The sequence below is a fragment of the Streptomyces sp. BE20 genome (assembly GCF_036322525.1).
GTDB lineage: Bacteria > Actinomycetota > Actinomycetes > Streptomycetales > Streptomycetaceae > Kitasatospora.
Genome location: NZ_JAQYWW010000533.1, coordinates 1 through 22,738 on the forward strand (window position 1 = coordinate 1; position 22,738 = coordinate 22,738).

Sequence of the window (22,738 nt, forward strand, 5' to 3'; positions counted from 1 at the left end):
CGACGGCTACCGCCTGCTCGTCAACCCGACCGGCCGGTTCGAGATCGGCGGCCCGATGGGCGACGCCGGCCTGACCGGCCGCAAGATCATCATCGACACCTACGGCGGCATGGCCCGCCACGGCGGCGGCGCCTTCTCCGGTAAGGACCCGTCCAAGGTGGACCGCTCGGCCGCGTACGCGATGCGCTGGGTGGCGAAGAACATCGTCGCCGCCGGCCTCGCCCGCCGCGCCGAGGTGCAGGTCGCGTACGCGATCGGCAAGGCCGAGCCGGTCGGCCTGTTCGTGGAGACCTTCGGCACCGAGACCGTGCCGGTCCTCACCATCCAGAAGGCCGTCACCGAGGTGTTCGACCTGCGTCCGGCCGCGATCATCCGCGACCTGGACCTGCTGCGGCCGATCTACTCGCAGACCGCCGCCTACGGCCACTTCGGCCGTGAGCTGCCGGACTTCACCTGGGAGCGCACCGACCGCGTCGACCAGCTGAAGAAGGCCGTCCAGGCCTGATCCGGTCGTCCGACCGTTTGAGCTCTGACCGCAGGTGGTGGCCGTCCGGTGTGCCGGACGGCCACCACCTGCGGTTTTCTGTCGGTGGGACCTGGTAGTACTTGGGGCGATGAGCAGCACGCAGGGGAGTGACGAGGGCGGGGCGCCGGAACAGCTGGCGTTCATCCGGGAGACGGTCCGCCGGGCCAAGCCGCGCACCTGGCACGGGGCCAAGCGGGCCGAGCACCTGCCGGTGGCCCGGGTGGTCGTCGACAAGGGCGTCCTCACCATCGACAAGTTCTTCGACTACGCGGTGCCCGCCGCGATGGCGGAGGAGGCGCAGCCCGGCGTCCGGGTCCGGGTGCGCTTCGGGGCGCGCGTGGTCAAGGGGCAGCGCGAGGGCGGGGAACTGCACGACGGGTTCGTCGTCGCCCGGCTGGAGAAGAGCGACTTCCCCGGGCCGCTGGCCCCGCTCGCCCAGGTCCTCTCGCCCGAGCCGGTCCTCACCCCGCAGCTGCTCCGGCTCTGCCGCACCGTCGCCGACCGGTACGCCGGCACCCTCGCCGACGTCCTCCAGCTGGCCGTCCCGCCCCGGCACGCCAAGGCCGAGGCCGAGCCCTCGCCGCCGCCGGGCCCCCGCCCGCCCGTGCCGGAGCCCGGCGGCTGGTCGCGCTACCCGGCCGGACCCGACTTCCTCACCGCGCTGGCCGCCGGCGGCGCGCCGCGCGCCGTCTGGACGGCGCTGCCCGGACCGGGCTGGCCGTACGAGGTCGCCCGCGCCGTCGCCGCCACCCTGGCCGGCGGGCGCGGCGCCCTGGTCGTCGTCCCGGACGGGAAGGCGGTCGCCCGGGTCGACCGGGCGCTGACCGAGCTGCTCGGCGAGGGCATGCACGCCACCCTGGCCGCCGACCTCGGCCCGCGTGAACGCTACCGGCGCTGGCTGATGGTCAGCCGGGGCTCGGTGCACGCCGCCGTCGGCACCCGGGCCGCCATGTTCGCGCCCGTCCGTGACCTCGGGCTGGTCGTCGTCTGGTCCGACGGCGACTCCAGCCACAGCGACCCGCGCGCCCCGCACCCGCACGTCCGCGAGGTGGCCCTGCTGCGCGCCGCCGAAGAGGGCGCTGCCGTGCTGCTCGGCGGGCACGTGGTCACCGTGGAGGGCGCGCAGCTGGTGCGGACCGGATGGGCCCGGCCGCTGGCCGCCGACCGGGAGACCGTCCGGAAGGTCGCGCCGCGGGTGCGGACCGTCACCGACCAGGACCAGCACCGGGACGCCGCCGCGCAGGCCGCCCGGCTGCCCTCGATCGCCTGGGAGGCGGCCCGGGAAGGGCTGGCGGCCGGCGGGCCGGTGCTGATCCAGGTGCCCCGGCGCGGCTACGTGCCCCGGCTGTCCTGCGGCCGCTGCCGCACGCCGGCGCGTTGCCGGCGCTGCGAGGGCCCGCTGGAGGCGGCCGGCGCCGACGCCCCGCTGCACTGCGGGTGGTGCGGGGAGGAGGAACGGGACTGGCACTGCCCCGAGTGCGGATCGTTCCGGCTGCGGGCCTCGGTGGTGGGGGCACGGCGGACGGCGGAGGAGCTGGGCAAGGCGTTCCCGCAGGTGCCCGTGCGGACCTCCGGGCGGGACGCGGTGCTGACCACGGTGCCGGACGAGCCCGCGCTGGTGATCTCCACCCCCGGCGCCGAACCGGTGGTCGAGAGCGGCAACGGCTACGCGGCGGCGCTGCTGCTGGACGGCTGGGCGCTGCTCAGCCGCCCGGACCTGCGGGCGGGGGAGGAGACGCTGCGGCTCTGGCTGGCCGCCGCGGCGCTGGTGCGGCCGTCGACCGAGGGCGGCACGGTGGTCGTCGTCGCCGAGCCGACCACGCGGCCGGTGCAGGCCCTGGTGCGCTGGGACCCGATGGGGCACGCGGGGCTGGAGCTGGACGAGCGGGCGCAGCTGCACTTCCCGCCGGTGGCGCGGATGGCCTCGGTGGCGGGCAGCCCGGCGGCCGTGGCCGACCTGCTGGGGCTGATCCGGCTGCCGGAGGGGGCGGACGTGCTCGGGCCGGTGCCGGTTCCGGCGTTGCGGGGGGAGGCGCAGGAGCGTGCGCTGCTGCGGGTCCCGCCCGGGCAGGGCGCGGCGCTGGCGGCGGCGCTGAAAGCGGCGCAGATCGCGCGGATCGCGCTGCGCACGCCGGAGGCGGTGAAGGTGCGGATCGATCCGACGGACATCGGGTGAGGGGCGGGACGGGCTGAGCCGCCCCCCAGCCCGGTGGCCGGTGGGTTGGTCAGCCGCGGAGGGGGACGCCGGGGCGGTCCAGGGGGGAACGGTCGATCGGCGTGCGGTCGATCGGGGCTCGGTCGAGGGCGGTGCGGTCCAGGGGGGAACGGTCGAGGGCGGTGCGGTCCAGGGGGGAACGGTCGATCGGGGTGCGGTCCAGGCTGCCGCGCTCCATCGCGGCCCGGTCCAGGCTGCTGCGGTCGAGCCCGCCCTGGCGGGCGGCCGGGACGGTGGCGGCGAGGCCGGTCGGGGCGGGTGCGGGGGCCGGGTTGTGGCCCGGAGCGTGCGCGGCGGGCAGTTCCTCGGAGCGGTCCGGGCGGCTCGGGTTCGGCACGGTGCCGCCCGCGGCCAGCAGTTCGCCGGCCGGTCGGCGCATCCCGTAGCGACGGTGCACCGCCTGCTTGGTGACCCCGAGAGCGGAGCCCACCGAGTCCCAGGAGAAGCCCAGCGCGCGGTCGAACTCGACCGCCGCCGCCACCAGCGTCTCCACGCTCTCCCTGAGTTCCTGCGCCAGGCGCACCGTCGGCGCGGGGGCGCGCCCGTAGACGACGAACCCCGCCGAGGTGCTCGGCCGGCGGGGCCGGTAGACGTTGCCCAACTGGGCGGTGAGCGTCCGCAGCGCGTCGACCTGCCGCCTCACCCGCTCGATGTCCCGCACCAGCAGGTGCAGGCTCGCCCGCGCCCGGGCGTCGTGGTTGATCTGCTCGGCCATGGCCTACGTGCCACCTTCCGTACGGTTCGGCTCGACCGGAGCGCCCTTCCCGCGCGCTCCGGCGTTGGTCAATCCCACTTGACCAACGCCGGACCGCCCACCGGGGTCACGCGGCAAGGTGGGTCGGGATATGCCAGAAACCGGCGCGGACGGATTGCATAGACTGATCGGCGGCCGATTCCGACGGCCGAAGCCAGCCGCCCGCACCCGATCAGCACCCCGACGGACAGGAGCCCGCATCCGTGGCGATCCAGCCGATCCGCATCTTCGGAGACCCCGTCCTACGGGCCACCGCGCAGCCCGTCACCACCTTCGACAAGGAACTCCGGAACCTCGTCAAGGACCTCACCGACACCATGCTCGACGCCCCGGGTGCCGGTCTGGCCGCGCCTCAACTCGGCATCTCCCTGCGGGTGTTCACCTACCACGTGGACGGTGTCACCGGTCACCTGATCAACCCGGACCTGTCGCTGAGCGACGAGGAGCAGGAAGGCCCCGAGGGCTGCCTCTCGCTGCCCGGCCTGCGCTACGACACCCGGCGCTCGTACGGAGTCGTCGCCAAGGGCTTCGACATGCACGGTGAACCGGTCACCGTCGAGGGCACCCAGTTGCTCGCCCGCTGCATCCAGCACGAGACCGACCACCTCGACGGCATCATCTTCATCGACCGCCTGGACACCGAGCAGCGGAAGGCCGCGCTCAAGGCGATCCGGGACTCGGACTGGGGCAGCGGCCCCGCTCCGGTGGTCAAGGTCTCCCCGCACAGCACCTTCGGCTCGGCGCGCTGACCGTCCCGGCCCGCGCCGCTCCGCCCGTTCCCGACCCGGCACCGCCCCGACCTGGCACCGCCCCTCCCCGGCACCACCCCGACCCAGCACCGCCCCGACCAGTACAGCCGGGCTCCGTACAGCCCGGACCCGGTACAGCAGAAAGGCACTTGATGCGCCTCGTGTTCGCCGGCACCCCCGAGGTCGCCGTTCCCGCCCTGGACGCCCTGCTCGCCTCCGACCGGCACGAGGTCGTCGCGGTGGTCACCCGCCCCGACGCCGTCTCCGGACGTGGCCGCAAGCTGGTCGCCAGCCCCGTCGCCCAGCGCGCGGAGGAGGCCGGGATCGAGGTCCTCAAGCCGGCGAAGCCGAGCGACCCCGACTTCGTCGCCCGCCTCACCGAGCTCGCCCCCGACTGCTGTCCGGTCGTCGCCTACGGCGCGCTGCTGCGCCCGGGCACCTTGGAGATCCCCGTCCACGGCTGGGTCAACCTGCACTTCTCGCTGCTCCCCGCCTGGCGCGGCGCCGCCCCCGTCCAGCACGCGGTGATGGCCGGTGACGAGGTCACCGGCGCGTCCACCTTCCTGATCGAGCAGGGCCTGGACTCCGGGCCGGTCTACGGCGTGCTCACCGAGGAGGTCCGCCCCACCGACACCAGCGGCGACCTGCTCGGCCGCCTCGCGCACTCCGGGGCCCGCCTGCTCGTCGCCACCATGGACGGCATCGAGGACGGTGCCCTGCACGCCCGCCCGCAGCCCGGCGAGGGCGTCACGCTCGCGCCGAAGATCAGTGTCGAGGACGCCCGGATCGACTGGACCACCCCCGCCCTGCGGATCGACCGCGTGGTGCGCGGCTGCGCCCCCGCTCCCGGCGCCTGGACGCTCTTCCGCGGCGAGCGGCTCAAGGTCACCGGCCCGGTCGGGCTGCTGCCGGGCTCGGCGGAGCTGGCCCCCGGTGAGCTGGCCGTCGGCAAGAACTCCGTCCGGGTCGGCACCGGGAGCCACGACGTCGAGCTGGGCGAGGTGCGGCCGCAGGGGAAGAAGGCGATGCGGGCCGCGGACTGGGCGCGCGGCGCGCGGATCGAGTCCGGCGAGCGGCTCGGCGAGGAGCCGATCGGGGAGCCTGACGCGTAGTCCGGCGGTCGGGCCGGAGAGGCCCCGGCACGGGTCGGTCCCGCCGGTGAGCCCGCGGTCCGGGTTTCGCGTTACTGTTCCAGAGATCCCGGGATCCGGAGATCCCGAGATAACCCCCGCAGCACTTTGAGGCACATCCCATGAGCACGCCCAGCAGCACCCCCGGCACCCGCGGCGCCAAGCAGGCGCCCCGTCCGCACCGCCGGCCGAAGAAGGACCCGGCGCGGATCGTCGCCTTCCGCGCCCTGCGCGCCGTCGACGAGCGTGACGCCTACGCCAACCTGATCCTGCCCTCGCTGCTCCGCGAGGCCGAGCAGAAGGGCATGGACCGGCGCGACGCGGCGCTCGCCACCGAGCTGGTCTACGGCACCCTCCGCCTCCAGGGCACCTACGACGCGGTCATCGCCGCCTGCGTCGACCGGCCGCTGAGCAAGGTCGACCCGCCGGTCCTCGACGTGCTCTCGCTCGGCGCCCACCAGCTGCTCACCACCCGCATCCCCAGCCACGCGGCCGTCTCGGCCACCGTCGAGCTGGCCCGGGTGGTGCTCGGCGACGGCAAGGCCAAGTTCGTCAACGCCGTGCTGCGCCGGATCAGCGCCCACGACCTCGACGAGTGGATCGGCCTGGTCGCCCCGCCGTACGAGAAGGACGCCGAGGACCACCTCGCCGTCGTCCACTCGCACCCGCGTTGGGTGGTCGCCGCGCTCTGGGACTCGCTCGGCCGCTGGCAGCCCGACGCCTCCGGGCGCGCCGCGGTGGAGGAACTGCTGCGCGCCGACAACGAGCGCCCCGAGGTCACCCTGATCGCCCGGCCCGGCCGGGCGACCGTCGGTGAGCTGGCCGAGGCGCTGCCCGAGGCCGAGCCGGGCCGCTGGTCCCCGTTCGCGCTCCGGCTCGCCGAGGGCGGCGACCCGGGTGCGCTGGCGGCGGTCCAGGAGAACCGGGCCGGTGTCCAGGACGAAGGCAGCCAACTGGTCGCCCTCGCCCTCGCCGCCGCCCCGCTCGACGGCCCCGACCGGCTCTGGCTGGACGGCTGCGCGGGCCCCGGCGGCAAGGCCGCGCTGCTCGCCGCGCTCGCCGCCGAACGCGGCGCCGCGCTGGTGGCCAGCGAGAAGCAGCCGCACCGGGCCCGGCTGGTCGCCCGCACGCTCGCCGGCAACCCCGGCCCGTACACCGTCATCGCCGCCGACGGCACCCGGCCGGCCTGGAAGTCCGGCGGCTTCGACCGGGTGCTCGTCGACGTGCCCTGCTCCGGCCTGGGCGCGCTGCGCCGCCGACCGGAGGCCCGCTGGCGGCGCCGCCCGCAGGACGTCGCCGCCTTCGGCCCGCTCCAGCGCGACCTGCTCACCGCGGCGATCGACGCGGTGCGGGTGGGCGGTGTGGTCGGCTACGCCACCTGCTCGCCGCACCTCGCCGAGACCCGGGCCGTCGTGGACGACGTGCTGCGGGCCGAGGGCGGCAGGGTCGAGTGGATCGACGCACGACCGCTGCTGCCGGGCGTCCCGGCCCTGGGGGAGGGGCCGGACGTCCAGCTCTGGCCGCACCTGCACGGGACGGACGCGATGTACCTGGCGCTGCTGCGCCGTACGGCGTAGCGGGGCGCGGCAGGACGGACGACGCGACGGGCCGGGGCCCGGTGGACGGCCCCGGCCCGCCCGCCGCGCCCGGCCGGGCCGTCCGCCGGCCCCCGGCGGGCGGTGCGGGTACGGCCTCAACGGCCGCTGAGCGCCGGTGAGTGGGGTGTCTCCCTGGGCGTCGTGGCGCGGGCCGCAACCGTGGCCGAGCCCGCCGCGTGGGGCCTCGTGGCGGCCGGGACTGTGGTGGAACCGTTCGGGGCGGTGCTCGGCCCGGCCTGGGAGGTCACCACGCCGCGGACCAGCTCGCGCAGCCAACGATGGCCCGCGTCCTGGTCGTTGCGCGGATGCCAGGCCATGCTCAGTACCACCTCGGGCAGCTCCACCGGCAGCGGGAACGTGGTCAGCCCCAGCGCGGTGGCCGCCGCGCCGCCGAGCCGGGCCGGTGCCAGGCCGACCAGCTCGGTCTCGCGGAGCAGGAACAGTGCCGCGGTGAAGCTCGGCACGATGGTCACCACCCGCCGGGAGAGTCCGACGTCGGCCAGCCGTTGATCGACCGGGCCGGGCCCGCGGCCGTGCCGGGAGACCGCGAGGTGGTCGGCGTTCGCGAACTCACGGGCGGTGGGCGGCGGGCCGACCGTCAGCGGGTGCCCGGTGCGGGCGACGCCGACCAGACCGGTGGTGGTGAGGGGCTCGGTCCGGGTCTCGGGGTCCAGATGGTCGATCACGCCGACCTCCAGGTCCACCACGCCGTCGCGCATCGCCGTCGTCCCCTCCAGGTGTTCCCCGAGGAAGCGCAGCGTCACGGCCGGCGCCTGCGCGCGGACCGTCTCGACCAGCGTGGAGCCTATCGCCGTCAGCAGGACGTCCCCGGTCTGGAGGGTGAAGCGGCGGTTCAGCTGGGCGGGTTCGGTGGCGGTGTGGGGGACCAGCAGCGCCTGGCCCCGGCTGACCAGCGCCCGGACCTCCGCCCGTAGTTCCACCGCGCGCGGGGTCGGGACCAGGCCGCGGCCGGCCCGGACGAGGATCGGGTCGCCGAGGACGCGGCGCAGCCGCCCCAGGGTGCGGCTCATCGCCGGAGCCGAGGTGTGCAGCCGCTCGGCTGCGCCGGTGACGCTGCCCTCGTCGAGCAGGGCGTCCAGGGCGACGAGCAGGTTGAGGTCGAGATCGGGCATGGGCTTCTCCGCGAGTGTTCGGTCGACTGGGTGGGGGTGGTGGGGGAGGTGGATGACCAGAACTGGAAAGTGTGGTGACCAGGCTTTCACTGGAGTGCATGCAGATTCGGCATCTACCGTCGATCGTGACAACTCCCCTTCGGAGTAAAGGATCTGACGCGATGAATGACAATGACATGTTGGCGGTAGCCTGCCAAGGCGGCCGTGTGCTGGTCTTTCTCTCTGCGGACGGCTCTCGGCGGCTCGGTGAGGTGCCGCTGCCGCCCGAGCCGCACGAGATATTGTTCGACGCCGACCGGAGGCTGCTGTACTGCACGGTCACCTACCGCTCGGGCTTCTACGAGCACCACGGCGAGCAGGCTACCGAGTTGGTCCTGATCGATCCGGATCACTGGGTAGTGGTCGAGACCATTGACCTGGCGCCGGAGTGCGCCCCGCACGGGCTGGCGCTCGATGCGGCGCGCGCGCTGTTGTACGTGAGCGTGGAGGCCGGGCCTGCCGGGGACGGGGCGGTGCTCACGGTCGACCTCGCCGCGCGCAAGGTGGTGGAGCGGACCGGGATCGGCGCGCCGGGGCCGCACTGGTTCGCGCTCACGCCGGACGGGACCAAGGGCTACACGACGAACAAGGAGGCCCCGTTCCTCACCGTCGTGGAGACGGCGTCCGGTCCCGGCGGCCGGGGCCGGACCGGGCGGACGGTGGCGGTGCCCGGCAGCGAGGGCATCGCCATGAGTGCCGACGGGCGGTACGCGGTGGTGGCCACGCCGAAGCTGGACCTGACGGGCGCCCTCGCCGCACCGCCCGCCCTGACGGTGGTCGACCTCCGGACCGACCGGGTGGTGCGCACGCTCCCGCTGGCGGCGCCGGCCGTCCCGGTGCACCGGACGGCGGGCGGCCTGGTGCTGGCCGGGGAGGTCCACCTCGCGGCCCCGGCGGCGGACGGCGGGCCGGTCCCGGCGGCCGGGCGGCTGCGGATCTTCGGTGCGGCCGGCGGTGGGCACGCGGCACCCGAGGAACTGGTGGAACTGGGGGAGGTGACGGTCGGACAGGTGCCGCTGACCGTCCACTCGTCGCCGGACGGCAGGTTCGGGTACGTCGCCACCATCGCCTCGGACACGGTGACCGTGGTGGACCTGACCGAGCGCCGGGTGGTCCGCGAGGTGGACCTGGGCCGGGGCGCCGGACCGCACGGGCTGGCGTACGTGCCGGCGCCCCGGTAGCGACGCCGGCACCGTCCCGGGCGTGGCCGATCACGGTGGTGCCCCGCCCGGCGAGCAGGTTCGCGGTTCGCGAGGTGCGGGCGGGGCGGGGACCTCGTGGTCCCGGGCGTGGCCACAGGGCGGGGAGGGGGGCACGGGCGTCGGGGGGCGTCGGGGGGCGTGGGGTGGGGCCGGGCGACTCGCCGCCGGAGCGGGACGGTTCCCGGCCCGTGGCGGGCCGTCTCGTGCCGGGACGGAAAGGAGCGCGCAGGGTTCTCAGGGCGCGCGAGATGTCTGACGCGCGGGGCGTGCGGCCCGTCCTGGGCGCCCCGTTTCGCCGGTCCCGGGGCGACGGACGGGACCGGTCCTTCCCGCTGGACCGCTGCGGATCCGGCACCTGACGGCCGCTATCGTGCGGGGATGACCACCGGTGCCGGGCTGTTGCCGCTGCTCTTCCTCGACGTCGACGGAACGCTGATCCCGTTCGGGGGCCCGGCCGGGCGGTATCCGGTGTTCCCGCAGAGCGAGGATCCGTCGAATCCGCTGCTGGGGCGGCTCGATCCGGCGCACGGGCGCCGGTTGGCGGCGCTGCCGTGCGAGCCGGTGTGGGCGACGACGTGGGGGCCCGACGCCAATGCGCACCTCGCGCCCCTGCTCGGGCTGCCGGAGCTGCGCGAACTGCCGCAACGGGCGGAGGACGGCGAGGCCGCGGCCGACGCGTGGGCGGGGCTGAGCCCGAAGACGCGCGGGATCGTCGCGTTCGCGGCCGGCCGGGACTTCGTCTGGGTGGACGACGAGATCGGCGGCCCCGACCGGGCCTGGGTGGCGCAACACCACCAGGGGCGGGCGCTGCTGTGGTGGGTCGATCCGGCGGTCGGGCTGACGGACGGCGACTACGCGGCGGTCGGGGCCTGGTTGCACGAACGGGCGGGCGGGTAGCGCGAGGACGAGGGCCCGTGGCTTGCCGGACGGGCCGGGGGAGGACTCCCGGAGGGGGCGTCGGTGGGACGGACGGCGGGTCGGACCGTGGCGGGCTGGGGGGCGGCATGCGCCGTCCTCGGCGCTGCGGTGATGCTGTGGAACCTGGCGGTGGGGTGGCCGTGGGTGGCCTGGTCCGCCGTGCTGCTCGGCGCGGGGCTGGTGGCCGCCTCGGCCGGGCTGCTCCTCGCTCCCGGCGCGGACCGGTGGTTCGACGCGCTGGTGGTCGGCGGGCTGGCGGCGCTGGTCCTGGTGGCGGTGGGGACCACGGCCGGCACGGCCGGGAACGTCCTGCGGTGGGGGCGGACGACCGAGCGGGTGACGGTCGTGCTCGGGGACTGCCGGGTGACGGACCGGCAGTGGGACGAGGTCGGGGGGTGGTCGGAGCGGGTCGAGTGCCGGCACACCTGGTCGGTCGGCGACCGGGTGTTCGACGAGCGGCGTGCGGCGGACCGCCGGTACCCGGACGGGCACGAGCTGCGGAGGTGGGCCACACCGGGGCGGGCGGAGCTGGACGAGCACGGTTGGACGTCGGTCGCCGTGCCGGGGGCGTTCGCGGTGGTGACGGACGGGCTGGTGCTGTTCCTGGCGTGGGTGGTGGCGTGGAGCCGGGTCCGGGGGCCCGGGAAGCGTGCGGCGGGCGCGGCCGGCCCGGACGGCGCTGCCGACGACGGTGCCCCCGACGGCGGTGCCGGGAGTGTTGAGGGGGCCGAGGACGTCGGGAACCCCCGTGTCGGGGGCGGGGAGCGTTCGGCGGCGGGTGCGGCGGGCACCTGACGGTCGGCCCCCGCGCGGCGGGGGCGCCCTCCTGCTCGGCACGGGCGATCGCGCACCCGTGACCCCGCGCGGCGGAGAACGCGCGGGCGGGGCCGACGGCGTCCGGCGGGCGCGCCTGCGGGCCGATCAGCAGGCCGGTGCGGCCCGGTCAGCCCGTGGCGGACCGGGCGGCGCGACGCCGACGCTTGCCGAGCGGGGCCTGTGAGAGGTCCTCGCACTGGGAGCGGAGGTTCTTGTGACCGTAGCCGCGGTCGTCGAGCCAGGTCCGGGCGGACCGCTCGGCACGGTCGGCGGCTTCGAGGATGTCCTCCTCGGCCTCGCCGGTGTCCTGGAACCGGAAGGTGAAGACGGCGCGCGCGTCGAGGTCGTAGCTGAGGTGCCCCTCGGGGGTGAACGACGCGTGGAGCACGTCGTGCTCGGCGGCTCGGGACCGGAGTTCGGCGAGCTGCTCGGGGGTGAGGCCGTCGAAGACGCCGCGGACGGTGATGCGGAAGGTGCGGGTGGTCATCCGTCGAGCCTAGTGAGGGGCTCGGAGCGGGTGCCACGGGTTTTCGGCGGACGCGGTCCGGCCCCCGCCACGGGGGTGGGCGGGGGCCGGACGTTCGGGGGTGGAGGCGCTCAGACCTCCTCGGGGCCGCCGGCGGTGGTGCGGACGCAGCTGTAGGGGAGCGGGGGGATGCCGTTGAACCCCTGGGTGGTGTAGGCGGTCGAGTAGGCGCCGCAGGAGAGGATCCAGACCGGGTCGCCGGAGGCGGCGTCCCGGGGCACCGGCATACCGGGGCCCTCGTCGGCGTAGGCGTCGTCGCTGTCGCAGGTGGGGCCGGCGACCACGGCGGGGACGGTCTCCGCGCCGGCCCGGCCGGGGAACTCCAGCCGGTACCGGAGCTCGTCCATCTCGTACAGGCCGTTGAACTTTCCGCAGCTCAGGTAGAGCCAGTGCACCCTTTCACCGTCGAGCTGCTGACGTTCCGTCAGGCGCGTCACACGGGCGCGGATGGCGCCGTGGTCGGCGACCAGGTGGCGGCCGGGCTCGATCAGGAAGTCCAGCGGCGCGGCGGACGCGTCGCGCAGGCGCTGGATGCCCTCCCGGATCACCGCGAACATCTTGTCCACCGGCGGGTCGAGCGGGCGGCCCTTCCGGTCCAGGACTCCGAGGGCGGGCAGGCCGCCGCCGAGGTTGACGTGGTCCAGCAGGATTCCGCGCCGGCCGGCCTCCTCGACCACGGCGGTCAGGGCTTCCAGGGCGTTCTGCCAGGCCTCCGAGGTGAGCTGCTGGGAGCCGACGTGCACGGAGAGCCCGGCCGGGGTCAGTCCGGCGGCGCGGGCCGCCTCCAGGACCAGGACGGCGTCCTCGGGCGAGCAGCCGAACTTGCGGCTGAGGCCCCAGAGCGCGCCCTCGCCGGTGGTGGCGAGCCGGCAGAAGATCCGGGCGCCGGGGGCGTGCACGGCGATCGCGGCGACGTCCGCCAGGCTGTCGGTCGCGAAGTCCCGTACGCCGAGCCCGTACGCCTCGGCGATCTGGCGGTCCGACTTGATGGTGTTGCCGTAGTGGATCCGGTCGACCGGGACGCCGGTGCGCAGGGCCTGGGTGATCTCCTGGGGTCCGGCCGCGTCGAAGCCGGAGCCCCGTGCGGCCAGGGCCGCCAGCACCTCGTCCACCGGACAGGCCTTCATGGCGAACCGGACAGCGACATCGGGCAGTTCGCGCAGCAGGGCGTCGTACTGGGCCTCGATGCCGTCCAGGTCGAGGACGAGTCGGTCGTCCTCACCGGTGGCCAGGGCGGCGCGCAGCCGGTCGTACTCAGGCATCGTCGGTACTCCAACCGGGGCCGGCGGGGGCCGTGTCGGGCCCGTCCGGCGAAGAGCTGCGGGCGTGCGTCTCCGGGGCGGGCGTCGTCGACAGCTGCCGGACGGCGCGGACGTCTGCGGCGGAGGTGGTGCGGGCGAGGAGGGACTCGCCGTCGTCGCTGAGGCAGGGGTGCTCGGAAGCGGCTCGATACAGGTACCCGTCGGGCTTCGGTATCACGTCACTCCAAGGTTCGGGTCGGGGCATCGGGCTGATGGCCGTGCAGGCGGGCGGCGCCCGGGCATGCCGGAGCGCCGGTTCGCGCGCATGGTGAGGCAGGGCCGGACGCGGCCCTGAGGAGAAGTCGGACGTGCGGTGGTGCCGGCTGACGGGCGTCAGACGGCGGGAGGGTCAGGTGGTGGGCTGTCGGATGTCGGCGCAGGAGGGCGGGATGCGGGAGGCTCCGGCGGCGCGCCGTCGCGCGGCCGGGCGTACCGGGGCGCCGGTCGGCGGTCGGCATCGCCAGGCGTGCGGGCGGATGCCGTGGCCGGAATTCCTGGCCTCCTTCTCGGTCGATTCCCCCGCGTGGGGGCTGACACCCTCGCTGGAACAGGTGGCGTCATTCGTCAACTCGCGTGTTCGCCAAGGTGTCTCGGGAGGTGTTCCGGCCTCGTTAAACGTGCGTTCCCCCTACCGTGGACTAGACCAACTTGCGGTGTCAACCCTTGCTCGGGAGAGCTCTGGGGGTGGCTTCGTGAAGGTGGCGAACCGGGCATGACCTGCGCCGGAGCCTCCGGATCCGTCCTCGCCCGAACGGGTTGTGGAGGTGTCCGGCCGAACGGGCAGCGGAGGGTGCCTGTTCGCGCAGGGCGGCGTCCGAAAGGGCACCAACCACACTCCTCTCGGCGGGCATTGACGATGCGTCCGGCCTTCGCGGGGGCCCGGTCGGCCGTGCGGCCCGGGACGGCCGATGCCCCCGGGGCGTCGGAGCACCGGGGGCATCGGGCGGGGCGGGCGGGCTGGAGGGGGCGGGCCGGGGCGGTCGGAATCCGGCCGTGAGGCCCCGGCCCGGGGAGGTGGTGCGGCGCCGGCGATGGGGCTACGGGTGGACCTGAAGGACGAGCTTGCCCCGGAGGTGTCCCTGCTCGGCGCGCCGGTGCGCGGCCGCCGCCTCTGGGAGCGGATGGACGCCGTCGACGTGGACACGGATCCGGCCGTCGTCCAGCAGGGCGGCGAGCTCGCCGAGGTCGCCCCCGTCGGACCGCACCTGCTGCATCCGGTCGGGCAGTGAGATGCCGAGTCCGGTGGCCCGTTCGCGGTGGTAGTCGCCCAGGTAGACGGGCAGGATCAGGCCGCCGCGCCGGACGGCCGGGAGCAGGCGGTGGGCGTCCGGCCCGCCGACCGTGTCGACCAGGAGGTCCGCCGCGTCCCGGGCGGCCTCGGCCGCGGGCGTCCGCGTGTAGTCGACGAACTGGTCCACGCCGAGCCCGCGGAGGAACTCCTCGTGCCGCCCGGAGGCGACGCCGATCACCCGCTCCGCGCCGGCGAGGCGGGCGAGTTGGACGGCGAAGTGTCCGACCCCGCCCGCCGCGCCGTTGACCAGGGCGGTGCCGCCCGACAGGGGACGCAGCTCCCGGATCAGGAACTGGTAGGCGGTGAGCCCGGCCATCGGTACGGCGGCGGCCTCGACGTGGTCGAGCGCCGCCGGCTTGGCGGCCAGGTGGTCGGCGGGTGTCGTGACGTACTCGGCGTACCCGGAGCCCTGCCCCGGGAAGCGGATCATCCCGAAGACCTCGTCCCCGGGCTGCCAGGCGGTGACGCCGTCGCCGAGCGCGGCCACCACGCCCGAGATGTCGCTGCCGAGGACGAGCGGCGGCGTCCACGGGGGCCGGAGCCCGGCCGGGATGCGGGCGAAGCCGGTGCGCGCGTACAGGTCGGGCGGGTTGATTCCGGCGGCGTGCACCCGGACCAGCACCTCGCCCGGCCCGGGCACCGGCCGGGGGACCTCCTCGTACACCAGTACCTCGGGGCCTCCGAAGGCGTGCAGGCGGACGGCCCGCATGGTCGCGGCGTGGTTTCCCATGGCTGTCTCTTCCTCTCCCCGTGCGCCCCCGGGCCTCTCCCCGGCCGCGGGGGCGACCGCCCGGTAGAATCCGGAGCGGTGCTCCGTTAAGAAAACCGGAGCAGTGCTCCACTTGTCAACGGTGAGGATTCCCATGCCCGTCGAGCCCGCCCCGCCCTCCGCCGGGCGCGCCCCGCGCGCCGACGCGCGGCGCAACCGCGACCGCGTGCTGGAGGTGGCGGCGGAGGTGGTCGCCGAACAGGGGGCCCAGGCGTCCCTGCGCGACGTCGCCCGCCGCGCCGACGTCGGCCTCGGCACGCTCTACCGCCACTTCCCGACCCGGGACGCCCTGTTGGAGGCCCTGCTGCGGCGGCGTTTCGAACTCCTCGCCGACCGGGCGGACGCGCTGGCCGTCGCCGGGCCGCCGGAGCGGGCGCTGAGGGTCTGGCTGCACGAGTTCACCCTCGGTGCGGGCGCCTACCAGGGGCTCTCGACCGCCCTGCTGGCCACTCTCGGCGACCCCGGCTCACCCCTGCACGCCGCATGCCTGACGATGCGTCGGGCGTGCGGTCGGCTGCTGTCGGCGGCGCAGCGGGACGGCCTGGTCCGTGCGGACGTCGACGCCGTCGACCTGTTCGCCCTGGCCAACGCCCTCGCGTGGATCGCCGACCAGGCCCCGAGTCTCGCGGAGCGGCGCGATCGCCTCTTCGGTCTGGTGCTGGACGGCCTGGCACCCCGGGGCGGAGATGCCGCGTCCGCGGGGTGCTGAACATCGGGGCGCCGACGCCCGGATACAAACCCGGGGCGCCGAGGTGCGGGGTGCCGATTCCGGGGCGGCGCGTGAGGACCCGGCCGAGGGCGGTCGCCGGTGCCGGCGACCGTCGCGGACCTGCCTGGCCCGTGCCGCGCCATCGTCGGTGGCCGGTCGCGAAGGGCACCGGGCGCCGGTACGGAAGGGCGGGCCGGTGGACGCCCGGTGCACGGGCGGGCAGCGCGGCGGTGGCCCGCCGGGTACTCCGGTGGCGGTTCCCGGACCGGAGTACCGTCCGGGAACCGCCACCGCCACCGCCACCGCCCCGCGGCGCGGGCGCGCCGCGGGGCGGGTCGTCAGAACCTGACGGTCTTCAGGTACGAGGAGTCGCCGCGAATTCCGGCCAGGTAGAGGGTGTGCCCGCCCGGGGCGAGGGCGGTCGCGGAGACCCCGTCCAGGCCGAAGCCGGTGAGCGTCTCACCGGGGAGGCCGGCGTTGGTCGCGGTGTCGTAGGCGAGCACCGAGGCGTGCGGGGTCCAGCCGTCCTTGAGCACGTGGATTCGGCCGCCGTCCGTGCCGACCGCCACGTAGTGGAGGTCGACCGGTCCGTCGGCGAAGGTGAAGACGGGTCGGGCCGTGTCGTTGACGGTGTCGACCGCGTAGCCGGTCCCGGCGTTGACCTGGGCGCCCAGGGCGTACACGTGCAGGCCGTCGGGGGAGGCGGCCAGCTCCTTGGTGGCGCCGATCCTCTCGACGGTGCGCAGCACGGTCGGGACGGGCGCGGTGGTGTCGAGGTGTTCCAGGCCGGCGTCGGTGGAGACGTAGGCGTCGGCACCGCCCGGCTGCAGGGCGATGGCGTCGACCGCGTGGCCGCGCAGCGGCACGGTCGCGGTGAAGGCGCCCTGCTGGGTGCCGAACACCAGCACCCGGCCCGGCCGTACGCCCTGGCCGTGGAGCTGCGGACCGTACTGGTCGACGTAGACCTTGGATCCGTCGGGGCTGACCGCCAGGTCGGTCAGGCCGCCCGCCGACCAGCCGGCCGGCCTGGGCTGGTCCGGTGCGGGAGTGCGGGCCACCACGGTGTTGGCGGCCGGGTCGACGGCGACCAGGTGGTCCGACACCAGGACGTAGAGGCGCCGGCCGTCCTGGCTGACCACGGGCCGCCCGGCGGTGCCGTCGTCCGCCAGCGGCAGTTCGGCGACCACCGCGCCGGACCGGGTGTCGACCGTCCGCAGGACGACCGGGGTCCGGCTGCCGGCCCGGTCGGACGCCACGACGTAGGCCCTGTTCCCCTCCGGACCGACCGCCAGCCCCAGCGCCCGCCACCCGATGGCGGTGCCGTCGTGGCCGCCGGGCGTACCCGGTACGGTGTCGGCGACGGCCGCCCCGGCGCCCGCGCCGGTCAGCAGGAGGACGGCCGAGGCCGCCAGTGAGCCCGTCCAGCGGGCCTTTGACACGCGCGAATTCATGATTCTCCACCCTGTGGTCTAGACATCATGTCGTGGTGCGAGGGTCAGGCTAGAGCACCGGGAGGGCGTTCCGGGGGCGGTTTCCGGCCCTGGTGCGGACGGGGGCGGGACGTGGCCGGCCGGCCACGCGGGCACGGCTCGATCGCACCCGGTCGGTCCGGTGCCGGTCCGGTGCCGGGTCCGGTGCCGGGGCCGACGGGGCCGCGGTCCGGAGGCGGGGCCCGGGGCGCCGGGAAGTTCCCGAACCGGCCATAGGTCAGCTCTATGACCTCATAGATCCACACCGACTACTGTCGGCACGTACCACCCGTGTTGGCTGGTCGTGGGGTCGCCCTCGCCCTCCTGCCCGCCCGTCCGTGTTCCCGTTCGGAGGATCGCCCCGCCATGTCCCGTCCGATCCGAGTCGCGATAGTCGGCGCCGGCCCCGCCGGAATCTACGCCGCTGACGCCCTGCTCAAGTCCGACGCCGCCCAGCAGCCCGGGGTCTCGGTCGACCTCTTCGAGCGGATGCCCGCGCCCTTCGGGCTGATCCGGTACGGCGTGGCGCCCGACCACCCGCGGATCAAGGGGATCGTCACGGCGCTCCACCAGGTGCTGAGCAAGCCGCAGATCCGGGTCTTCGGCAACGTCGACTACCCGGCCGACGTCACGCTCGACGACCTGCACCGCTTCTACGACGCGGTGGTCTTCTCCACCGGCGCGATGGCGGACCGGGCGCTCGACATCCCCGGTGTCGGACTCGAAGGCTCCTACGGGGCGGCCGACTTCGTCTCCTGGTACGACGGCCACCCGGACGTGCCGCGCACCTGGCCGCTGGAGGCCGAGAAGGTCGCCGTGCTCGGCGCGGGCAACGTCGCGCTGGACGTGGCCCGCATCCTCGCCAAGACCGCGGAAGAGCTGCTCCCCACCGAGATCCCGCCGAACGTCCACGAGGGCCTGCGCCGCAACAAGGCCCTGGAGGTGCACGTCTTCGCCCGGCGCGGACCCGCCCAGGCCAAGTTCAGCCCGATGGAGCTGCGCGAGCTCGACCACTCGCCGACCATCGAGGTGATCGTCGCCCCCGAGGACATCGACTACGACGAGGGCTCGATCGCCGAGCGGCGCGGCGCCAAGCACGTCGACATGGTCGCCTCGACCATCGAGAACTGGGCGATCCGCGACGTCGGCGACCGCCCGCACCGGATCTTCCTGCACTTCTTCGAGTCCCCGGTGGAGGTGCTCGGCGCCGACGGCAAGGTGATCGGGCTGCGCACCGAGCGCACCGAACTCGACGGCACCGGCAACGTGCGCGGCACCGGCAAGCACACCGACTGGGACGTCCGGGCGATCTACCGGGCGATCGGCTACTACTCGGACGAGCTGCCCAAGCTGCCGTTCGACCCGGTGTCCGGCACCGTCCCGAACGCGGCCGGCCGGGTGCTCGCGGCCGACGGCTCGCACCAGGCCGCCACGTACGTCACCGGCTGGATCAAGCGCGGCCCGGTCGGCCTCATCGGGCACACCAAGGGCGACGCCAACGAGACGGTCGCCTGCCTGCTCGCCGACCGGGCCGAGGGCCGCCTCCCCGGCGCCGTCGAGCCCGAGCCCGACGCGGTCCTCGCGCACCTGCGCGAGCGGGGCGTCCGGTTCACCACCTGGGAGGGCTGGCAGCTGCTCGACGCGCACGAGCGCGCGCTCGGTGCGGCGGAGGGGCGCGAGCGGGTCAAGGTCGTGGAGCGCGAGGACATGCTGCGCCACAGCGGGGCGTAGCCGGTCGGAGTGCCCTCGGTCCGCGGGCCCGGCGACCGGTTCCGGTCGTCGGGCCCGGTCCGTTCGCCGGGTCCGTTCGCGGGCCCCGGCCTCCGGATCCGGTCGTCAGGTCCTCGGGCCGCCGGACCCCTCGGGCCGCGTCCGCCCCGGCGGGTGCCGGGGCGCCGGCGCGGGGGAGTCCGGTCGGCGCCGCCCGGTCAGCCCCGGAGGTGGTCCGGGTCCGGCAGGTCGTCCGGGGCGTCGGCGTCCGGCGCCGGCGGCGGGGAGAGCAGGACCGGCCAGGCGTCGTCGCCGGCGAGCACCTCGTCGAGGGTGCGGTCCGGTGCGGCCGTGAAGACGGCGGTTCCGGTGTCGGCGGCCCGCGCGTACAGCGCCGGGTCCACCGCCGTCTCGGCGCGCAGCACCAGCGTCGCCTCCGGGACGATCGGCGAGCGCGCCGGGAAGTCCGCCGGGTCGGCCCCGATCTGCTCCAGCGTGAACGGGTAGACGGCGACCTCGACGGCCAGCCGGTCCCCGTCGAGGGCGTGTTCCGCCCACCCGTCGGTCGGGAGCAGGAAGAGCGCGCCGTCCCCCTCGTGCCCGTACCAGCCCAGTTTCGCGACGGCCTGCTCGCCGGGCGGGCCTTCCGGGTCGACGAGCAGCGCCACCACGGGCGCGTCCGGGTCGTCGGGGTTGATGCCGGTACGGACATGCAGCCGGGCCACGGGTGACCTCCGATGAGCGGAACGGGCTGGGGAGCGGGGCATGGAGCGGTGGAGTGCGAATCTACGGCCTGCCGGGACGGGCGCCGCGGCGTCGGTGGGAGCGCGGCATCCTTTTGTCATGTTCGCGACTATGTTGCCGACTATAGCTTTCCCGGCCCGGGACCGGCAGGTGAACCCCGTACTCCGGATCGCCGGGGTGGCGGGCGGGTCGGGGCGTCGACGGCGTCGCCGGTTCAGGGGGTGTGCGGCCGGGGGTGGACCGTGTCGAGGAGGAGGGCGAGGAGGCGGTCGGGGGTGGGGGTTCCGGCCGGGGCGGGCCGCGAGGCGGGGCGGGAGGTGGTGAGGGCGATGCCGAGCGCGAGCAGGAGGAGTTCGGGGGCCGAGAGGTCGGGGCGGGCGGTGCCGGACCGCTGGGCGTGGGTGAGGACGGCGGCTCCGGCGTTCCTGATGTCCTCGTGGCAGTTGGCGTTGAGGGTGTCGGGGGCTTCGAGGAAGAGCGCGCTGGCGAGGCCGTGGTAGGCGAGGTTGTGGGCGATGAAGGCGCGGAGCCATTCGGCGAGGGCCTCGTCGGCGGGCCGGGTCTCGGTCAGGTGGTCGGCGTAGGCGCAGAGGCGTTCGATGCGTTCGTGCAGCACGGCGGCCAGCAGCGCGGACCGGGTGGGGAAGTGCCGGTAGAGGGTGCCCGGGCCGACGCCGGCCCGCCGGGCGATGTCGTTGAGCGAGGCGTCGGCGCCCGCCTCGGCGAAGGCCTCGTGGGCGGCGTCGAGGAGGCGTTCGCGGTTGCGTCGGGCGTCGGTGCGCTGGGTCGTTGGCATCGGCGGGTTCTGGTCTCCAAGGGGCGGGCGGTCGGCGGGTCGGGGGTCGGGGCCGGCGTCCCGGCCCTGGGTGGGTGGTCAGGCGGAGAGGTTCTCCGTATCGTAGGGCCGGGGGAAACGGAGAGGCTCTCCGGATGTGTCCCCGGTCGGGTCGTGCCCGTTCGGGCCCTCCCGTAGGCCCTGCGCCGGGACGGCGCGCTCGCGAGGAATCGAGGAGCCCTGATGACGCACGACACGGCCTGGGATGTCGCGGACACCCCCGACGCCCCCGACGCCCGCGCGGTCCCGGGCACCGGCGGCACGGGGGACCGCCGGGACGCTCGGAGCCGCTGCGACCGCCGGGTCCGCCGTCGCTCCCCGGGCGGCACCGGGCGGTAGCTCCGGGGCGCACCGGGCGGGGCCGCCGGGGCCCGGTCCTCGCGGGGTGCTCAGTCCTCCCCGCCCTGGCCGGGGAGCGTGACCGGCTGCCAGCGGTAGCCGGAGTCCTCGTGCCAGCAATGGAGTTCGCCCTCCACCACGGCGGCCAGGCAGAGCCGCCAGTCGTCGCCGACGGCCAGTGCGACCTGGGTGGCCGGGCGCAGCGTCGGCCGCCACCAGCGGGGGCGGCGGGAGCTGCCGACGGCCGGCAGGCGCAGCCGTACGCCGCCCTCGCCGGCCAGGGCGACGGTCGGGCCGCCGCGGTGTCCGGCCATCGCGACGTCGAGCGCCGGTTCGCCGTCGCCGATCTCGCTCGCCGCCCCGGCCGGGTCGGCGCCGTGCAGTTGGACCGAGCCGTCCCGGCGCAGTGCGGCGGCCTGCGGGCCGGCCGAGGAGCGGGCCAGTGCCCCGGCCCGCACCGGGCCGGGGCGGCCCAGCGGCTCGGGCCGTTCCTCCGCCCCCACCCGCCAGCGCAGCAGCCGTTCCCGGTGTTCGACGAGGAGCAGCCAGACGCCCGGCCGTTCCTCCATGGCGGCCAGGACGCGGTCGGCCGGGCAGCCGGCCAGCTCCTGGCCGGTCAGGGTGAGGCCGGGCGCCCAGCGGTACGAGCGCAGGGTGCCGCCGGAGGCCGTCCACACGGCCAGCTCGCCGGCCGAGTTGACCGCCCCGGCGAGCCCGCCGACACCGCGGGCGGCCTCCCACCAGCCCGCCGCGTTGCCGACCCAGAGGGTGCCGGTCTGGTCCTCGGCGAACACCACGAGTTCGGCCTGCGGCCCGGCCCAGCCGCAGACCAGGGTGCGGACGGCGCGAGGCCCGGGGCCGGGCGGGGGCCGGTGCCCGGCGAGGCCCGGGCCGGCGAACACCACCCCGTCGGCGCCGCCGGCGACCAGCAGCGGCCGACCGGCCGCGTCCGGCAGGACGGCCAGGCAGGAGGTGCGCGGCATCGTCCGGTGGGCGCGCAGGAGTTCGCGTCCGCGCGCGGCCCACGGACCGAGCGGGGCGGGCCGGCGGTCCGGTTCGCGGGCGAGCGGTTCACAGGCCCACTGGGCGAGGTCCTCGCCGAACCCGGCGGCCAGCAGCTCGCTCCGGGCCTGGTCGGCGGCGAGCCGGTGGTCGAGCCGTCCGTGCTCGGGCAGCAGCAGGGTCCGGGCCAGGGTCCCGACGGCGAACAGGTCCTTGGCGGTGGTCGGGAACCCGCCGACCCGCTCGGCCTCCGGCGGGACGTGCCCGGGGGTGAACACCGCGACGGTGAGTGCGTGGTCGAGCGGCGCGAGGAAGGTGAGGTCGATGAGCTTGACCTGGCCCTCGCCGTCGACCAGGACGTTGGCGGGGGAGATGTCCCGGTGCACCCAGCGCTTGCGGTGCAACTCGTCGACGATCAGGCAGAGCCGGGCCAGCACCTCGGCCGCGGCGGGCAGTCCGCCGCGGTTGGTGCGGGCCCAGGTGTGCAGCGGCACGCCCTCGACCCAGGGCGAGATCTGGTAGCCGAGCAGTCCGCCGGTCGGCCGGCTGCCCGGCCGGTGCGGGGAGGGGCCGAGCAGGAAGCTGGGCACCACCAGGTCGTTGACGCCCAGTCGGTGGGCGTTGTGCGAGACGTCGTCCCAGCGTCCGAGCCAGCGACGCACCTCGGAGGGGTCGCGCTCCAGCATGATCTTCGCGGCGACCAGTTCCTTGAGGCCGCTGTGGCCGGTGCGGACGGCCCGCCAGACCTCGGCCTCGCCGCCCCGGTGGTGGAACTCCAGGAGTTCGTACTGCTCGGGGTCGAACTCCGGCCCGAACCGGAGCCCGGGAACCCAACGCGACTGTGACACTCGACCCCCGACCGACGACCGGCACCGACTCGCCGTCGGTCTTTCGCGGAACTCAGGATAGTGCTCTTTTCTGTTCGTCCGCCCTGAAGAGGGCCTATCCTGATGGCCACCGAGC

At 75.6% G+C, this 22,738-nt stretch carries 21 protein-coding genes; 11 read left to right on the plus strand and 10 right to left on the minus strand.

Annotation, left to right across the window (positions count from 1 at the left end; genetic code table 11):
• Both PUR61_RS08385 and PUR61_RS08390 read left to right on the plus strand, forming a co-directional pair.
• Nucleotides 1-505: methionine adenosyltransferase domain-containing protein (locus PUR61_RS08385; RefSeq protein ID WP_329877310.1), on the plus strand; the 505-nt coding region annotated here is incomplete at its 5' end.
• A 109-nt stretch (nucleotides 506-614) separates the two neighbouring features.
• Entirely contained in the window at nucleotides 615-2,702 is a 2,088-nt protein-coding gene (locus PUR61_RS08390; protein ID WP_329877312.1) for a primosomal protein N', read from the plus strand.
• A gap of 49 nt (nucleotides 2,703-2,751) precedes the next feature.
• Here PUR61_RS08390 and PUR61_RS45230 read toward each other — a convergent pair whose 3' ends face one another.
• On the minus strand, nucleotides 2,752-3,456 hold the full coding sequence (locus PUR61_RS45230) for a hypothetical protein (protein ID WP_443035137.1): 705 nt from the start codon (nucleotides 3,454-3,456) through the stop codon (nucleotides 2,752-2,754).
• A 242-nt stretch (nucleotides 3,457-3,698) separates the two neighbouring features.
• Between PUR61_RS45230 and def the strand changes: the two genes are divergently transcribed.
• The 3 genes from def to PUR61_RS08410 all read left to right on the plus strand — a co-directional run bounded on the left by def (nucleotide 3,699) and on the right by PUR61_RS08410 (nucleotide 6,951).
• Nucleotides 3,699-4,244, plus strand: coding sequence for a peptide deformylase (def, locus tag PUR61_RS08400; protein ID WP_329877314.1), 546 nt, complete (start codon nucleotides 3,699-3,701; stop codon nucleotides 4,242-4,244).
• Nucleotides 4,245-4,396: 152 nt separating this feature from the next.
• On the plus strand, nucleotides 4,397-5,356 hold the full coding sequence (fmt, locus tag PUR61_RS08405) for a methionyl-tRNA formyltransferase (RefSeq protein WP_329877316.1): 960 nt from the start codon (nucleotides 4,397-4,399) through the stop codon (nucleotides 5,354-5,356).
• Nucleotides 5,357-5,496: 140 nt separating this feature from the next.
• Entirely contained in the window at nucleotides 5,497-6,951 is a 1,455-nt protein-coding gene (locus PUR61_RS08410; RefSeq protein ID WP_329877318.1) for an RsmB/NOP family class I SAM-dependent RNA methyltransferase, read from the plus strand.
• Nucleotides 6,952-7,067: 116 nt separating this feature from the next.
• Here the strand turns inward: PUR61_RS08410 and PUR61_RS08415 are convergent, their stop codons facing one another.
• Nucleotides 7,068-8,105, minus strand: coding sequence for a LysR family transcriptional regulator (locus tag PUR61_RS08415; protein ID WP_329877320.1), 1,038 nt, complete (start codon nucleotides 8,103-8,105; stop codon nucleotides 7,068-7,070).
• A gap of 206 nt (nucleotides 8,106-8,311) precedes the next feature.
• On the opposite strand from PUR61_RS08415, the gene PUR61_RS08420 reads away from it, so the two are divergent.
• From PUR61_RS08420 to PUR61_RS08430, 3 genes are all read left to right on the plus strand, one after another.
• Complete coding sequence (locus PUR61_RS08420; RefSeq protein ID WP_329877322.1) at nucleotides 8,312-9,325, plus strand: YncE family protein; 1,014 nt, start codon at nucleotides 8,312-8,314, stop codon at nucleotides 9,323-9,325.
• Nucleotides 9,326-9,724: 399 nt separating this feature from the next.
• A complete protein-coding gene (locus tag PUR61_RS08425) occupies nucleotides 9,725-10,243 on the plus strand; it encodes an HAD domain-containing protein (protein WP_329877324.1) in 519 nt (172 codons plus the stop codon).
• Nucleotides 10,244-10,375: 132 nt separating this feature from the next.
• Nucleotides 10,376-11,059, plus strand: coding sequence for a hypothetical protein (locus PUR61_RS08430; protein ID WP_329877326.1), 684 nt, complete (start codon nucleotides 10,376-10,378; stop codon nucleotides 11,057-11,059).
• 148 nt (nucleotides 11,060-11,207) lie between these two features.
• Here PUR61_RS08430 and PUR61_RS08435 read toward each other — a convergent pair whose 3' ends face one another.
• The 4 genes from PUR61_RS08435 to PUR61_RS08450 all read right to left on the minus strand — a co-directional run bounded on the left by PUR61_RS08435 (nucleotide 11,208) and on the right by PUR61_RS08450 (nucleotide 14,928).
• Nucleotides 11,208-11,567, minus strand: coding sequence for a DUF6204 family protein (locus tag PUR61_RS08435; protein WP_329877328.1), 360 nt, complete (start codon nucleotides 11,565-11,567; stop codon nucleotides 11,208-11,210).
• A gap of 110 nt (nucleotides 11,568-11,677) precedes the next feature.
• On the minus strand, nucleotides 11,678-12,868 hold the full coding sequence (locus PUR61_RS08440) for a type III PLP-dependent enzyme (RefSeq protein ID WP_329877330.1): 1,191 nt from the start codon (nucleotides 12,866-12,868) through the stop codon (nucleotides 11,678-11,680).
• Nucleotides 12,861-13,085: a hypothetical protein gene (locus PUR61_RS08445; RefSeq protein WP_329877332.1), complete on the minus strand. Its 225-nt coding sequence runs from the start codon at nucleotides 13,083-13,085 to the stop codon at nucleotides 12,861-12,863. The genes PUR61_RS08440 and PUR61_RS08445 overlap by 8 nt, the downstream gene beginning before the upstream one ends.
• 859 nt (nucleotides 13,086-13,944) lie before the next feature.
• Nucleotides 13,945-14,928, minus strand: coding sequence for an NADP-dependent oxidoreductase (locus PUR61_RS08450; RefSeq protein WP_329877334.1), 984 nt, complete (start codon nucleotides 14,926-14,928; stop codon nucleotides 13,945-13,947).
• 133 nt (nucleotides 14,929-15,061) lie between these two features.
• Between PUR61_RS08450 and PUR61_RS08455 the strand changes: the two genes are divergently transcribed.
• The gene (locus PUR61_RS08455; protein ID WP_329877335.1) at nucleotides 15,062-15,676 is read left to right on the plus strand and encodes a TetR/AcrR family transcriptional regulator; all 615 of its coding nucleotides are present in this window, start codon (nucleotides 15,062-15,064) and stop codon (nucleotides 15,674-15,676) included.
• A gap of 338 nt (nucleotides 15,677-16,014) precedes the next feature.
• Here the strand turns inward: PUR61_RS08455 and PUR61_RS08460 are convergent, their stop codons facing one another.
• The gene (locus PUR61_RS08460) at nucleotides 16,015-17,127 is read right to left on the minus strand and encodes a YncE family protein (protein WP_329877336.1); all 1,113 of its coding nucleotides are present in this window, start codon (nucleotides 17,125-17,127) and stop codon (nucleotides 16,015-16,017) included.
• Nucleotides 17,128-17,511: 384 nt separating this feature from the next.
• On the opposite strand from PUR61_RS08460, the gene PUR61_RS08465 reads away from it, so the two are divergent.
• Nucleotides 17,512-18,876 carry an FAD-dependent oxidoreductase gene (locus PUR61_RS08465; protein WP_329877338.1) on the plus strand — a complete coding sequence of 455 codons (1,365 nt, stop codon included), beginning with the start codon at nucleotides 17,512-17,514 and terminating at the stop codon, nucleotides 18,874-18,876.
• Between the two features lie 197 nt (nucleotides 18,877-19,073).
• On the opposite strand, the gene PUR61_RS08470 is transcribed toward PUR61_RS08465, so the two are convergent.
• Together PUR61_RS08470 and PUR61_RS08475 are read right to left on the minus strand one after the other, a co-directional pair.
• The gene (locus PUR61_RS08470) at nucleotides 19,074-19,580 is read right to left on the minus strand and encodes a hypothetical protein (RefSeq protein ID WP_329877340.1); all 507 of its coding nucleotides are present in this window, start codon (nucleotides 19,578-19,580) and stop codon (nucleotides 19,074-19,076) included.
• 233 nt (nucleotides 19,581-19,813) lie between these two features.
• Nucleotides 19,814-20,395: a TetR/AcrR family transcriptional regulator gene (locus PUR61_RS08475; protein ID WP_329877342.1), complete on the minus strand. Its 582-nt coding sequence runs from the start codon at nucleotides 20,393-20,395 to the stop codon at nucleotides 19,814-19,816.
• Nucleotides 20,396-20,617: 222 nt separating this feature from the next.
• Between PUR61_RS08475 and PUR61_RS08480 the strand changes: the two genes are divergently transcribed.
• A complete protein-coding gene (locus tag PUR61_RS08480) occupies nucleotides 20,618-20,773 on the plus strand; it encodes a hypothetical protein (RefSeq protein ID WP_329877344.1) in 156 nt (51 codons plus the stop codon).
• 50 nt (nucleotides 20,774-20,823) lie between these two features.
• On the opposite strand, the gene PUR61_RS08485 is transcribed toward PUR61_RS08480, so the two are convergent.
• Nucleotides 20,824-22,623, minus strand: a complete 1,800-nt coding sequence (locus PUR61_RS08485; RefSeq protein WP_329877346.1) for a protein kinase domain-containing protein — start codon at nucleotides 22,621-22,623, stop codon at nucleotides 20,824-20,826.
• Between the last annotated feature and the right edge of the window lie 115 nt (nucleotides 22,624-22,738).